Source organism: Methylobacterium sp. 22177 (assembly GCF_052045615.1).
Taxonomy (GTDB): domain Bacteria; phylum Pseudomonadota; class Alphaproteobacteria; order Rhizobiales; family Beijerinckiaceae; genus Methylobacterium; species Methylobacterium radiotolerans.
On record NZ_JBQEPK010000013.1, the window covers coordinates 79,628 to 93,549 of the forward strand.

The 13,922-nt window shown below is 74.2% G+C and carries 12 protein-coding genes; 1 reads left to right on the forward strand and 11 read right to left on the reverse strand.

Annotated features, from left to right (window positions below; all coding sequences use genetic code 11):
* Nucleotides 1-7 precede the first annotated feature (7 nt).
* Together cueR and ACTJK8_RS14375 are read right to left on the reverse strand one after the other, a co-directional pair.
* The gene (gene cueR / locus ACTJK8_RS14370) at nt 8-466 is read right to left on the reverse strand and encodes a Cu(I)-responsive transcriptional regulator (RefSeq protein ID WP_059408587.1); all 459 of its coding nucleotides are present in this window, start codon (nt 464-466) and stop codon (nt 8-10) included.
* Nucleotides 463-2,937, reverse strand: a complete 2,475-nt coding sequence (locus ACTJK8_RS14375) for a heavy metal translocating P-type ATPase (RefSeq protein WP_440762091.1) — start codon at nt 2,935-2,937, stop codon at nt 463-465. The genes cueR and ACTJK8_RS14375 overlap by 4 nt, the downstream gene beginning before the upstream one ends.
* 175 nt (nt 2,938-3,112) lie before the next feature.
* Here ACTJK8_RS14375 and ACTJK8_RS14380 point away from each other — a divergent pair, with 175 nt between their 5' ends.
* Nucleotides 3,113-3,724, forward strand: coding sequence for a glutathione S-transferase family protein (locus tag ACTJK8_RS14380; RefSeq protein WP_012320524.1), 612 nt, complete (start codon nt 3,113-3,115; stop codon nt 3,722-3,724).
* Here the strand turns inward: ACTJK8_RS14380 and ACTJK8_RS14385 are convergent.
* The 9 genes from ACTJK8_RS14385 to ACTJK8_RS14425 all read right to left on the reverse strand — a co-directional run bounded on the left by ACTJK8_RS14385 (nt 3,706) and on the right by ACTJK8_RS14425 (nt 13,915).
* Nucleotides 3,706-4,977 carry an ATP-binding protein gene (locus tag ACTJK8_RS14385; protein WP_012320525.1) on the reverse strand — a complete coding sequence of 424 codons (1,272 nt, stop codon included), beginning with the start codon at nt 4,975-4,977 and terminating at the stop codon, nt 3,706-3,708. The two genes, ACTJK8_RS14380 and ACTJK8_RS14385, sit on opposite strands and share 19 nt — an antisense overlap.
* 18 nt (nt 4,978-4,995) lie before the next feature.
* Nucleotides 4,996-6,084 carry a lysylphosphatidylglycerol synthase domain-containing protein gene (locus ACTJK8_RS14390; RefSeq protein WP_012320526.1) on the reverse strand — a complete coding sequence of 363 codons (1,089 nt, stop codon included), beginning with the start codon at nt 6,082-6,084 and terminating at the stop codon, nt 4,996-4,998.
* A 151-nt stretch (nt 6,085-6,235) separates the two neighbouring features.
* Nucleotides 6,236-6,865: a uracil-DNA glycosylase gene (locus ACTJK8_RS14395; protein ID WP_012320527.1), complete on the reverse strand. Its 630-nt coding sequence runs from the start codon at nt 6,863-6,865 to the stop codon at nt 6,236-6,238.
* Nucleotides 6,855-7,613, reverse strand: coding sequence for a PIG-L deacetylase family protein (locus ACTJK8_RS14400; RefSeq protein ID WP_012320528.1), 759 nt, complete (start codon nt 7,611-7,613; stop codon nt 6,855-6,857). The genes ACTJK8_RS14395 and ACTJK8_RS14400 overlap by 11 nt, the downstream gene beginning before the upstream one ends.
* A 115-nt stretch (nt 7,614-7,728) precedes the next feature.
* A complete protein-coding gene (locus tag ACTJK8_RS14405) occupies nt 7,729-8,967 on the reverse strand; it encodes a glycosyltransferase family 4 protein (protein WP_012320529.1) in 1,239 nt (412 codons plus the stop codon).
* Nucleotides 8,968-9,052: 85 nt separating this feature from the next.
* Nucleotides 9,053-9,925, reverse strand: coding sequence for a sugar phosphate isomerase/epimerase family protein (locus ACTJK8_RS14410; protein WP_012320530.1), 873 nt, complete (start codon nt 9,923-9,925; stop codon nt 9,053-9,055).
* A complete protein-coding gene (locus ACTJK8_RS14415; RefSeq protein ID WP_012320531.1) occupies nt 9,922-11,523 on the reverse strand; it encodes a YcaO-like family protein in 1,602 nt (533 codons plus the stop codon). The genes ACTJK8_RS14410 and ACTJK8_RS14415 overlap by 4 nt, the downstream gene beginning before the upstream one ends.
* Nucleotides 11,524-11,738: 215 nt before the next feature.
* Nucleotides 11,739-12,734: a Gfo/Idh/MocA family protein gene (locus ACTJK8_RS14420; RefSeq protein WP_012320532.1), complete on the reverse strand. Its 996-nt coding sequence runs from the start codon at nt 12,732-12,734 to the stop codon at nt 11,739-11,741.
* Complete coding sequence (locus ACTJK8_RS14425; protein WP_043074197.1) at nt 12,734-13,915, reverse strand: class I SAM-dependent methyltransferase; 1,182 nt, start codon at nt 13,913-13,915, stop codon at nt 12,734-12,736. The genes ACTJK8_RS14420 and ACTJK8_RS14425 overlap by 1 nt, the downstream gene beginning before the upstream one ends.
* Nucleotides 13,916-13,922 lie beyond the last annotated feature (7 nt).

The following is a 13,922-nucleotide window of genomic DNA, read 5'->3' on the forward strand; positions in this document are numbered from 1 at the left end:
GCCGCCGTCAACGGCCACGCTTGACGAGCGCGCGGATCGCCCGCTGCCGCGTCGGCCCGTGATCCGGCGCCGCGAGATCATCGAGGATCGGACATTCTGGACGCGCGTCGCCGCAGCAGGCCTCCGCCAGATGCTCCAGCGTCCGGGCCATCCCCTCCATCTCGGCGATGCGGCGGCGCAGATCGGCGATCTGCTCCTGCGCGATCGCCTTCACCCCGGCGCTCGGCCGGGCCCGGTCGCGCCAGAGCGCCAGGAGATCCGCGATCGCGTCCACGCTGAAGCCAAGGTCGCGGGCGCGGCGGATGAAGCGCAGCGTGTGCAGGTCCGCCTCGCCGTAATGGCGGTAGCCGGCCTCGGACCGGGCGGCCGGCGGAAGCAGGCCGGTCGCCTCGTACCAGCGGATCATCTTGGCCGAGACGCCGGTGCGGCGCGCCGCCTCGCCGATCGTCAGGTTCGCCGCACTCATGCCGGCCTCGCGGCGAGGGCCGGCGTCGCGGCCGCCGCGGGCCACCCGCCGGCCCGGCGCAGCCGCAGGGCGTTGCCGAGGACGAACACGCTCGAGAACGCCATGGCGCCCGCGGCCAGGACCGGCGACAGGGCCGGGCCGCCGAACGGCACCAGCACGCCCGCCGCCACCGGGATCAGCGCGGCGTTGTAGGCGAAGGCCCAGAACAGGTTCTGGCGGATGTTGGCCATCACCGCCCGCGACAGCGTGAGAGCCTCGACCAGGGCTTCCAGGTCGCCCGACATCAGCACCACGTCGGCGCTCTCGACGGCGATGTCGGTGCCGGTGCCGATCGCCAGCCCGACATCGGCCTCGGCCAGCGCCGGCGCGTCGTTGATGCCGTCGCCCACGAAGGCCACCGGCCCGTGCGCGGCCCGGAACCGCTGAACGGCCTCGACCTTCCCGCCGGGCAGCACGCCGGCGGCCACGGCGTCGATGCCGAGGCTCCGCGCCACGCCGGCCGCCGTGACGGGATCGTCGCCCGTGACCATCGCTACCGCGAGCCCGCGCGCCCTCAGGGCCGCCACCGCCGCGCGGGCGCCCGGCTTCACGGGATCGGCCACCGCCAGGATCGCCGCGTGGCGGCCGTCGAGGACGAGGTGGATCGGACTCCGCCCCGCGCCCGCCAGCGACGCGGCCCGGGCGGCGAGATCCGGGTCCAGGGCGACTCCGAGGCGGTCCAGGTAGCGCGGCGCGCCGAGGGCCACGGCCCGGCCCGCGACCCGTCCGGAGATCCCGAAACCCGCCACCGCCTCGAAGCTGTCGGGCTCGGGCGTGGCGAGGCCGCGGTCGCGGGCCGCCGCCACGACGGCGCCGGCCAGCGGGTGCTCGGAGCGGGTCTCCAGCGCGGCGGCGAGGGCCAGCGCCGCGTCCTCCGCGACACCGGCGGCCGGAACGATCTCGGTGAGCCGGGGGCGCCCCTCGGTCAGGGTGCCGGTCTTGTCGAGGGCCACGACCCGCACGTCGCGCAGGCCCTGAAGCGCCGCGCCGTCGCGGAACAGCACGCCGCGCGCCGCCGCGCGCCCGGTGCCGACCATGATGGCGGTGGGCGTCGCCAGCCCCATGGCGCAGGGGCAGGCGATGATCAGCACCGCCACGGCGTTCACCAGGGCCGGCCCCAGGGCCGGGGCCGGCGCCAGGATCAGCCAGGCCAGGAAGGTCACCGCGGCGATGCCGATCACCGCCGGCACGAACCGCCCGGTGACGCGGTCGACCAGCGCCTGGATCGGCAGCTTGCCGCCCTGGGCGCGCTCCACCATGGCGGCGATCTGCGCCACCACGGTGGCGCCGCCCACGGCCCCGACCCGGAGGTCGAGGCTGCCGCGGCCGTTGAGCGTCCCGCCGACAACGGGATCGCCGGGCCCCTTGCGCACCGGGGCCGGCTCGCCCGTGACCATGCTCTCGTCGACGTGGCTGGTGCCCGAGACCACGGCGCCGTCAGCCGCCACGCGCTCGCCCGGGCGCACCCGGACCACGTCGCCGACGCGCAGGGCGTCGAGGGGCACCTCGGTCTCCGCACCGTCGCGGACGACGCGGGCGGTCTTCGGCGTCAGGTCCATCAGCCGCGCGATCGCCTGGCCGGTGCGCCCCTTGGCGCGCGCCTCCAGCGTCCGGCCGAGCAGGATCAGCGTGACGATCAGGACGCTCGCCTCGAAGTAGAGGTGCGCCGCCCCCGCCGGCAGGAGATCGGGCGCCAGCGTCGAGACCAGCGAGTACAGGTAGGCGGCGCCGGCACCGAGGGCGACCAGGGCGTTCATGTCGGGATGGCCGCGCAGCAGGCCCGGAACGCCGCGCAGGAAGAAGCGCCGCCCCGGGCCGGCGAGGACCAGGGTGGCCAGCACCGCCTGGATCAGGGCCGTCACGGGGCCTCCGTGCAGGGCGGGCAGGAGGTGGCCGCCCATGTCGAGGACCACGACGGGCGCCGACAGCAGGGCGGCGACGATCAGGTCGCGGCGCAGGGCGCGGCCCTCCTCGGCCTGACGGGCCGAGGGGTCGGCCGGATGGCCGGCCTCGACCGGCCGGGCCTCGTAGCCGGCCGTCTCGACGGCCGCCACCAGCGCGTCCATCGGCACCACGCCCTCCGGATGGCGGATCGCGGCCCGGCCCGCGGCGAGGTTGACGCTGGCCCCGGTCACCCCCGGAACGGCGGCCAGCGCACGCTCGACCCGGCCCACGCAGCTCGCGCACGACATGCCCTCGACGGCCAGCAGGCTCTGCGTCTCGGGGACGGGGTAGCCGGCATCCGCGAGCGCCGTCGCGACGTCGCCCGGGCCCGTGGCGCCGTCGAGGACGAGGCTGGCGCGGTGGGTGGCGAGGTTCACCGCCACGTCTCGGGCGCCGGGCAGCGCCGCGAGGGCGCGCTCGACGCGGCCGACGCAGGAGGCGCAGGACATGCCCTCGACGGGCAGGGTGAGGGCGACGGATTTCGACATGGCAGTGATCCGGTTCGAAGCGTCCATGCCCGGTCAGATGGGGCTTCCCATCATGGGAAGGTCAAGGGGTTGGCGGGCGACCTCCCCGGTCGGGCCCGCCGATGCGGGGCCGCCGCCGTTGTCGAATCGCGCGCGCCCGGCCAAGGTCCGCGCCACCGGAGCGGCGGGGACACGGATGGGCGAAGCGCTGACGATCTACGGCGACCCGGGTTCCGGGAACTGCCTCAAGGTCAAGTGGGTCGCGGCCCATCTCGGCATCCCGGCGCTCTGGCGCGACGTCGACGTCCCGGGCGGCGGGACGCGCAGGCCCGAGTTCCTCGCCCTGAACCCCGCCGGCCGCGTGCCGATCGTCGTCCTGTCCGACGGCACCGTGCTGTCGGAATCGAACGCGATCATCGTCTACCTCGCGGAGGGCTCGGCGCTGGTGCCCGCGGAGGCCCTGCCCCGCGCCCGCATGCTGCAGTGGATGTTCTGGGAGCAGTACAGCCACGAGCCCTACATCGCGGTCCGCCGCTACCAGCTCCACTATCTCGCGCGGTCGCCGGAGGATCTCGACCCGAAGCTCGCCGAGCGCGGCGCCGACGCCCTGCGGCTGATGGAGCGAACCCTCGCGCGCTCGGCTTTCATGGCGGGCGACACCCTGACCCTCGCCGACGTGGCGCTCGTCGCCTACACGCGCATGGCCCACGAGGGCGGCTTCGACCTCGCGGACTACCCGGCGATCCGCGCCTGGGTCGGGCGCGTCGAGGGCGGGCTCGGGATCGGCCCCTACGCCGGGCCGGCCTGATCGGCCGCGGCCTGCGGCGGCGCGGCGCCGTATTCCGGCAGGCTGACCCGCACGGTCGTGCCCTCCCCGGCCGCGCTCTCGATGGCAAGCCGCCCGCGGTGGCGGTTGAGGCTGTGCTTGACGATGGCGAGCCCGAGGCCCGTGCCGCCGCGGGCGCGGCTCGACGCGACGTCGACCCGGTAGAAGCGCTCCGTCAGCCGCGGGATGTGCTCGGGCGGGATGCCCGGCCCGTCGTCGGCCACCGACAGGACGACGCGGCGCCCGAGGCGCGGGTCGTCCTCGCGGGCGAGCCCGACGCTGATCCGGCCGCCGCCGTACTTCACGGCGTTCTCGATCAGGTTCTCGATCACCCGGGCGAGCTCGTCGGCGTCGCCGGGGACCGCGTAGGGGCCCGCCCCCTCCTCCAGTCGGATCGTGGCGCCCCGCGCCTCGGCGGGCAGGCCCTGGGCGTCGACCATCTGGCGGGCGAGCGCCCCGAGATCGACCACCGCGGTGGGCGCCACGTGCTCGCGCAGCTCGATCCGCGACAGCGACAGCAGGTCGTCGATCAGCCGCGTCATCCGCTGGGCCTGGACGCGCATGATCTCCAGGAAGCGCTCCCGGGCCTGGGCGTCGTCGCGGGCCGGACCCTGCAGGGTCTCGATGAAGCCGATCAGGGTGGCGAGCGGCGTGCGCAGCTCGTGGCTCGCGTTGGCGACGAAATCGACCCGCATCGCCTCGAGACGCCGGGCCGAGGTGAGGTCGCGCAGGAACAGCAGCGCGCTCACGCCGGACCCGTCGGGCATCGGCAGCGCGCCGATCTGGACCTCGAAGGTCCGCTCCAGCGGCACCCGGGTCGACAGCGCGACCCGGCGCGGGAGGCCGGAACTCAGCACCGCCTCGATGCCGTCGAGGACCTCCGGGTCGCGGAGCGCGAAGGACAGGGGCCGGGCCTGATGGAGCGCCGGCAGCAGCGCCCGGGCGGCGGGATTGGCCTCCAGCACCAGGGTGCGCCGGTCCACGAGGATGACCGGGTCCGGCACGTGGGCGAGCAGCGCCTCGGCGACGGCGTGGCGCGGCGTGGCGGCGGCCGGTCGCGCGACGGGGGCCTCGCGGCCGCGCCCGCCGAGCCAGCCGCCCAGGCAGACCGCCGCGAGCCCGATCAGGATCAGCGGGAGGTCGAGCCGCCCGGCCAGGGCGGTGGCGAGCCCGAGCAGGCCCGCGGCGATCGCGGCGCCAGTCCAGGCGGGGGAGCTGCGCAGGCGGCCGGACATGGCGGGCGCGCCGGCCGATCAGCGGGACTCGGACTCGTCGCGCCACGCCCGGCCGGACGGCCCGGCCGTGCCCTCCGGCGGGCCGGGATCGCGGGCACCGCCCGCACGCTTCACGATCTCGTAGAGGCCGAGCATCGCCAGGGCGGTCACGAACGGCACGACGTAGTAGCAGCCCCGGAACAGCAGCAGCGAGGTCAGCACCTCGTTGCGCGGCAGGCTCGACAGGGCGAGGAGCACGGTGGCCTCGAACACCCCGATGCCGCCGGGCGCGTTCGACGCGATCCCCAGCATGGCGGCCAGCACGTAGATCGCCAGGAAGGTGGTGAAGCCCAGCGTCGTCTCCTGCGGCAGCAGGACGTAGAGCACAGCCGCCGCCGCGCAGACGTCGCCGATGCCGACGATCATCTGGCCGATCGACACGGACGCCCCGGGCAGCTCCAGGCGCCAGTGCTTCACGGTGATGCTGCGCTTCTTGGCCGAGACCCAGGCCAGGTAGCCGAGCACCAGGGCGAGCGCCGCGAGGCCGACACCCTGGTTGATCCGGATCGACGTGAAGGCGAGCCCGGCGAGCTGGCCGGCCTCGATGATCAGGCTCAGGCCCAGCACCACGCCCATGCCGAGCCAGAAGGTGAAGCCGGCGATGACGGTGAGCGCGGCGATCTTGGCCGTCGAGAGGCCCTGCCGCGCGTAGATCCAGTAGCGGATCGTCCCGGCGGTGAGCAGCGGGAAGCCGAGGGTGAAGCTCACCGCGTAGCTCGTGAACGAGGCGAGCGCGGTGATCCGGTACGGCACCTTGATCTTGAGCTGGCGCAGGGCCAGCGCGTCGTAGCCGGTCAGGAACAGGTAGCTGACGCCGACGAACAGGAAGGCGAGGCCGAGCTGCTCGGCGGTCGCGGCCGCGATGGCGCTGCGCACCTCCGCCCAGCTGACGCTCTGCACGAGCTTCCACAGGACGCCGAGGGAGACCGCGAACAGCACGATGCTGGCCGCCGTGCCGATCCAGGCATAGCGGCTGCGCCGGCTCTTCCGCTTCGAGCCCGCTCCGGCATCGTGCTGGACCGGCTCGACCGGCTCGACCGGGCTCCGGTGCTGTCCCTGAAAATTCATGCCGATCGGCGTCCGCCCTTCCGGCTGCGCGGCCCGGCCGAAGGCCGTCAGCCCGTGCCGGAATCTCCCGGACCGCGGCCCGTTGCCCCGCATGTAGGCCGAACCGGCGCGCAAGGCCAGGGAAGGCAGGCCCGTGACGGGCGATCTATCCTCAGCCGGAGGCCCGATCGAGGATCGCGGCCGCCTCCGCGAGGCCGCGCCGGATCCGCTCGGGCACCTCCGGCGCGGTGCAGACATAGGTCGGGCTCGGGTGCGGCACCCGGATCACCGGCAGGTCGGGGCGGAGCGCCGCGAGGGACGGCGCCGCCTCCCCGGCGAAGCGGCCGGCCAGCACCGCCACGGCGAGGCGCGGCAGCAGGTCGAGGAGCGGGGCCAGATAGGGCGCGGCCGCCGCGACCTCCGCCCGGCGGGGCGCCCGGTTGCGGGCGCCCTCGGCGTGGATCAGCCAGGGGACCGCGTTCCAGATCAGCGTGTCGGCCCGGCTGAGCCCGGCCTCGGCGAGGAAGCGGAACAGGTTCGCGGCCGTGCCGTTCGCGCTGTCGCGGGTGACGAAGCCGGTGCGCAGCACCGCCGGGCCCGGCGTCTCGAGGAGGAGGAGCATCCGCGCCCCGACGCCGCCATCCAGGGGGTCGGGCGCCGGGACCGGGGCGCCGCGCTCGGCCGCGATGCGCGCCGCGAGGGCCCGGATCGGGGCGATGTGGGGGCTGTCGATCAGGGCGCGGCGGGCCGCCAGGGCCTCCGGATCGGCCAGCGCCTTCGGGGCCCGCGGCTCAGCCGGCATCGAGGCCGGGAATCGTCGGGCCGCCGCGACGCGACCGGCGGAAGCGCTCGGTGCCCGTCTCCCGGGCGAGGCGCGCGTCGAGGCCGGCCACGCCGCCGAACTGGAAGCCGATCTGGCTGGCATAGGCCGCGCAGGCGGCGCGCTTCCGGGCCTGGCACTCCGGGTCGAGGGTCACCGTCGCCTCGGGAAGTTCCGCGAAGAGGTCCGCGAGCGGCTCCCGGGGCGCAGCCTCGCGCACCGTGTAGGGGAAGTCGCGCCACCACAGGATCGGGAGAAGCGGGTCGAGGCCGCGCAGCGCCCGGACCGCCTGGACGTGATCGACATGGCCGCCGATCGCCTGGGGGGCGAGGAGGAGATCCGGTTTGTCCGCGGCGATCAGCGCCGCGACGGCGGGCGCGAGGTCGGCCGCGATGCCGTCATCGGCGCGGGTCTCGGAGAAGAGTTCCGGCGCCGAGCCGTAGCCCCGGTGCGGCGCCTCCCGGAATGGCAGGTGCACGGGCGGGGCGATGCCGAGCGCGGCAGCCGCGCGGACATCTTCGTCCCGGCGCAGGGCCATGTAGTCGATCTCCGGTCCCAGGCCCTTGTCGAGCTGGCAGGCGAGCGCGAAGCCCTTCGGCTCGGCGACGCTGCCGGTGAACAGGGTCACCATCACGACGCGCCAGCCCGCTTGCGCGAGGCTTGCCAGGAGGCCGCCGCACGAGAAGGCCGCGTCGTCGAGATGGGGGGAGAGGGCGAGCGCGGTGGGCATGGTTCAGAGCCTGTCGGCGGGCACGACGTCCGAGCCGCGACCTCATCCCGAGGTACCGCTGCGCAGCGGGGGCCTCGAAGGGGGTGGATCGGGATTCCCGAAGCTGGCGGACCGTTCAGAGCAGGTGCGGCTCGGCTCGGAAGCGGCAGGTCGGGTCGTCGGGCAGGTCTTCGGGAAAATCGGTGGCGGGCTGCTCGTGGCGCACCCGCGCGTAGACCTCCATGATCTGCCGCCCGACCGCGTGCCACGAGTAGACCCGCCGGCACTCCTCCAGGCCGGCCGTCGCGATGCGCCGGCGCAGATCGGCGTCCGTGACGATCCGGGTGAGCGCGGCGGCCAGCGCCGGGACGTCGCCCGGGTTGACCAGCAGCCCGTTCTCCCCGTCGCGCAGGCAGTCCGAGACGCCAACCGCGTGGCACGACACGGTGGCGAGCCCGGCCGCCAGCGCCTCCAGGATCGTGTTGGAGAAGCCCTCCGCGTAGGTCGGCGAGACGAACACGTCGGCGCGGCGGTAGAGGTCGGGCACGGAGCCGTATTCCGCGTAGCCCGTGAAGGCGATCGCGCGCTCCGAGAAGGCGCGCTCCGCGGCGAGCGCCTTGGCCGGGTCCACGTCGGGCCCGATTCCCGAGATCGTGGCCGCGAAGGGCGTGCCCTGCGCGCGCAGGATCGCCAGGGCCTCGATGAAGTCCAGCACGCCTTTCCGACGGTCGACCCGGCCGTGGTAGAACAGCCGCACCGGCCCGTCATGGGGCGCCGGCAGCCCGTCGGACGTGCCCTGCGCGAACCGATCGGTGTCGACCGCGCCGGGCACGATGGTGAAGCGGGCCGGGTCCGACCCGAGCCGCTCGCAGACCTCGTCCACGAAGGAGGCGCCGCCGATCAGCAGCGCGTTGGCGTGGGCCAGCACCTCGCACATGGCGACCCGGTGGGTCTCGCAGCAGGAGCCGACCCAGTGGCCGTCGCCGCCCTGGATCGAGACGACGCTCGGCACGCCGAGCTTGCGGGCGGCGAGCAGCACCGCCCAGCCGGTCGGGTAGCCGTACTGGGCGTGCAGGATGTCGAAGGGGTTCCGGGCGTGCTCCCGGGCGATCGCGTCCACCATCGTGGCGATGTCGCGCTCGAAATCGCCCGACGTCTGCTCGCCGAGCTGTTCCAGGCCGATCACCCGCACGCCCGGCACCGGCGGCGGCGGCCCGCCCCCGTAGACCCGGGTGCCGAAGGCGTCGCCCCGGTACTGCGAGATCATCGTGACGTCGTGGCCGGCGCCGACGAGTTCGCGCAGCAGGTTCTGCGCGTAGACGCTCATGCCCGATATGGCCGGGAAATAGCGGCGGCTGAGGAAGAGGATTCTCATCGCACCGCACCTTCGCAGAGACCGGGAGAGGCGCCGAGGCGCTCCCTCTCCCGTGCCCGATCCTCGCCTCGCCGCAATTCGGCCCTCACTGCCATTGCCGCCGCGTCTCCTGCTCGCCCGCCAGGACCGGGCCGGGGCGCCGGCAGCCGCGGAGATAGTCCAGCGCCTGCGGGATCATCACGTCGGCCCGGTGGCTCTCGCGGGAGAGCTCGACGCAGATCAGCTTGCCGAAGCCCACCGCCTCCAGAGCCTCCAGCACGCCCGGCACGTCCATGTCGCCCTCGCCGAAGGGCAGGTGGATGTGGCTGCCGCGCTTCATGTCCTCGATCGCCACGGTGCCGATCCGGTCGGCGAATTCCCGCACGGCGGCCGCCGGCTCGCGCTCGCCGGTGACGAGGCAGTGACCCGTGTCCAGGGCGAGCCTCAGCCCCGGCACGTCGAGCGCCGCGTAATCGTCGAGCGTCTCGATCAGCATGCCGGGCTCGGGCTCCAGGCAGGGCACGATTCCGGACTCGGCCGCGAAGGCCGCGACCTCGTGCAGACCCTCGACCAGCCAGCGCCGGGCCTCGCCGTGATCGACGCCGGGCTTCGGCACGCCGGCCCAGAACGAGACCGCCTCGGCGGAGAGCATCGCGCCGATCTCGATCGCGCGCTTCAGGAAGCCGACGCGCCGGGCGCGGCCCGCGGCGTCGGCGGTCACGAGCGTCGGCTCGTGCTTGGCGGACGGATCGAGCAGGAAGCGGGCACCCGTCTCGATGACGCAGGTCAGCTCCAGCTTCTCCAGCAGGCTCGCCACCCGGCCGGCCTCCGCCGCCCAGGTCTCGGCGAAGGGGTCGAGATGGTGGATGTCGAGGGTGAGCGCCACGCCATCGTAGCCCGCCGCCTTGATCAGGTGGAGCGCGTCGTCGAGGCGGTGGTTGGCCGCGCCGTTGGTGTTGTAGGCGAACCGGAGCGTCACGCCGCCCTCCCCTTCCGCTGGGCGAGGCGGAAGGGCGCGTGGTGCGATTCCGGCTCGCGGTAGAGCGGATAGTGCCGCCCGACGATCCGCTCGGCCAGGGCCACGTCGAACAGCGGCTGGCCGCCGAACCGCTCCAAGGCCTCCGGGGTGAGACGCACCGGGCGCAGGGTCTCGCTCTCGGTGCCGAACGTGATCAGCGGGTGGTCGCGGTCGAGAAGCTTCTTCGTGTTGCGCTCGCCGATCCGGTAGTAGCTCATGGTCTCGACCTCGAGCCCCGGCACGATCGCCTTCACGACGCCGACCCCGCCCCCCGGGGGCGTGCAATCGACGTAGAGCACGTCGAACCCGGCCTCCAGCAGCCGGTCGCAGGCGATCTTCCCCCGGGCGTGGCCGTCGGCGGCCGGGGTCGAGGGCAGCTCGGCGAAGCTTTTCGTGCTGCGCTCGGAATAGACCGTGTCGGCCAGCACGCCGCGCAGGTCGGCCGCCGGCATCTCGATCCATTCGAGCATGGCTTGCAGGGCGCGGCTCTCCTCCAGGTCCAGGCTCGGCAGCGCCTTCTGGATGAACGCGTCGACGTAGCCCGGCGGCGTCACCGTGGCGGCCATGTCGAGGGGGCCGTGGCCGAAGGTCTTGCGGACCCGCGCGGCCTGGAACTCCAGGAGCGCCTTGCGCAGCGCCCGCTCCCGGTCCGGGTCGCAGGCCTCGCCGCAGGCCGAGAGGGCGATCGGCGCCGGGGTCCGCGCCGGATCCTCGTCGTAGCCGACGACGTAGAGGTTGGTCAGGCCGAACTGGTCGGTGGCGAATTTCGGGAGCGCCCGGATCCCGAGCTCCTTGAGCCGGGCCAGCATCGCGGCGTTCTCCGGACCGATCCCCTCGAGGTCGAGCATCACGCCCTGGTCGAGGGCCCGGAACAGCAGCCCGTTGCCGTCCCGCTGCAGCAGCTCCAGCACGCCGTGGCCCAGCGCGAAGGGCACGTCCGGGCCGGCGCCGAGGCCGTTGGTGATCAGGTTGGTGAAGGGCTTGTAGCCCTCCGACAGCTCGAAATAGTCGGTCGCGGCGACGTCGAGAGGCATCAGGACGATCTCGCCCGTCGCGTGCCGGACGCTGGGGGTCCATTCGAGCACCGTGTCGCGGCCGACCGGGGAGCCGGCGGGCAGGCAGAGGGTCAGCGGGTCGGCGACCGACTTGGCGCCGTAGACCCGGACGAGATCGGTGTAGCTCGCCCGCTCCTTCGCCCGCGGCAGCACCGCGAGCGACGGCATCAGGTTCTCGGCGATCTCCGCGACGGCGCCGATCAGCGCCTCGTCGTCGGTGGCGCCGTAGCCGATGCCCGACGGCATCGCGCCCACGAAGAACGGGTCGTCGAGAAACAGGGCCACGAACCAGACCGGGACGCCGGTGCGATCGAGGGGCGCCAGCGGGAAGCCGACGACGCGCCCCTCCGGCAGGACGTCGAGATAGGCCTTGACCGGGTCCGGCAGGGTCCCGGGCAACCCCTCGATCGGCCGCTTGGCGCCGAAGCGGTAGGGGCGCGGCGCCTTGATCCGCTCGTGGCGGGCGCGGTCGTCCTGGTCGTGGAAGGCGTCTGCGTTGCTCAAGTCGTGTTCCCGTCTGCCGCGACCGCCTGCCTTCCCACCTTCGTCCTATCCCCCCTCATCCCGAGGTGACCGCGAAGCGGGCCTCGAAGGAGGGCTCCAGATAACGCCGGGACCCCTGGAGCCCTCCTTCGAGGCCTCCACTGCGCTCCGGCACCTCAGGATGAGGGGTGAGTGGGAGATGCTTGGGTCGGTTGCGTGATTGAAATTCCTGTCCGCTACCCCTGCCCGTACGCGCGCGCGACGAGCCGCATCGTGTGGAGGTCGCGCGCGGCCGAGTAGGCCACCCGCTCCTCGGGCCGGCGCAGGGCCGAGCCGAAGGCGCGCACCTGCTCGGCGAAGGGCGAGCTGTCGGCGTCGAAAGCGAGCGGCTCCGCGCGGCCGCTGGCACCGTCGATGAAGGTCAGGGATCCGCCGGCCGTCTGGCCCATCGTGTTCTCGGCGACGAGCAGGCCCTTCGTGCCGACCACCTCCAGGCGGCGGCGGGGCAGCGCGTCCGGGCAATTGTAGGCGACGTGGAGGCTCGCCAGCGCGCCGCCCGCGGTCCGCCCGATCAGCAGGGCGCCGTCGTCGACCGCGTAGTCCTGGGCCCTGGTCTGCGTCAGGGCCGCGAGGTCGGCGATCGGCTCGCCGAGCAGGAAGTCCACGAGGTCGAGCCCGTGCGGGGCGAGGTCCATCAGCGCGCCGCCTCCGGCCTGGGCGGCGTCGATCCGCCAGTTCGGCTGGCCGGCCTCCGACCAGTCGCGCCCGAGCCAGCAGGCATAGACGATCCGCACCGCCGTCACGGTGCCGAGCCGCCCGGCCTCGACCTGCGCGCGGATCGCCCGGTGGGCCGGGTGGTGCCGCTGGTCGAAGGCCGTGCCGTAGAAGATTCTTTGCGACTCGACGGCGTGGGCAATGGCCTCGGCGTCCCCGAGCGTCGCCGCCATGGGCTTCTCGCAGAGCACCGCCTTGCCGGCCGCCGCCAGCGCTTCCACGGCGCCGCGGTGGAGGTGGTTCGGCGTCGCCACGTAGACCGCCTCGACCGCGGGCTCGGCGATGAGGCCGGCGAGGTCGGCATGGACGCGCGCGCCCGCCCGCTCGGCTGCGGCTCGGCTCTCCGGGTTCGGATCGCAGACGGCGACCAGCCGGTGCCCGGCGGCGCGGATGCCCGGCTCCATGTAGTCGCGGGCGACCCAGCCGTAGCCGACGATGCCCCAGCCGACCGCGTCCATCACCACCGCTCCGGCAGATCGACGAATTCGCGCACGCGCACGCGCTGCGTCTCCGGCGCATCGAGGCTCTCGTCGAAGGTCAGCGTCTCGGGTCCCGGGGAGTGCAGCGGGTAGGTCGCGCGCGGGCCGTACTCCGCCTCGTAGCGCTCCGAGGGCCAGCGCACGACGTAACCGTCGCCGTCAGGCGCGTAGAGCGGGTTGAGCCGCAGCACGGTCCCCGGCTTCGGCAGGGTCAGGCCATCGACCAGCGCGCGCGGCGCCGGGCGCATGCCGGGACCGCACACCACCGAGAACGCCTCGCAGGTGCGCAGGGCCGCGGGCTCCTGCGGGCCCGGCGCGCGCGCCTCGACCAGCGCCCGGGTCAGCTCCGCGTCGTCGTACACGAGGGCGTCGGGAAACAGCTCGGCGATCTCCTCGGCCGTCACCGCCCGGCCGGCCGAGAAGCCCGGGCAGTCGCGGTTGTGGATGTGGCTCAGCGCCAGCCAGCCGTCGTCGCCGGCGTTCTGGCGGAGGCACTCGAGCAAGGCCGCCTTGTCGTCGAGGAAGTAGAAGGCGTCGTTGCAGACGACGAGGTCGACCGGCGCCCCCGGGATCGGCCAGTGGGCTGAGCCGGCGTCGAAGCAGACGAGCTGCGCCTTCTCGGCGACGACCCAGTGGCGCGCGACCCAGAGCTTGGCGAAGACCACGTCGGCCCCGGCCACCTTGCAGCCGCGCCGCTGCAGCTCCCGCAGGTAGTGGCCGATGCCGCAGGCGAATTCGAAGACGCACACGGGCTCGTTCCAGTGCGCCTCCAGCAGCGACAGGCCGGCCAGGAAGGTCGGGTCGCTCCAGCGGTGCAGGAAGTAGTCGCCGACCCGGCCCCAGCCGAGGAGCTCGACCGCCTCGCGCAGGGTCGCCTCGCGGCGCGTCTTGATCAGGCGGATGATCCCGGCCGGATCGGCCGGCGGGCCGTTCCACCAATCGTCCTGATCGACCAGCAGGGCGGCGAGCGCCTCGTCGGGCTCGCCGGCGTCGAGATGGGCGAGCACCCGCTCGATCAGGGCCGCGCGGTTGATCCGCAGGTACGGGATGCCGTCGATCACGGGCCAGCGCGCGCCGGTCTCCGCGTCGCGCAGGGCGTGCGGGCCGTCGGCCTTCAGCGGGTTGCCGGTGTCCGGCGATCTGAGTTCGAACGGGATCATGGTTCTC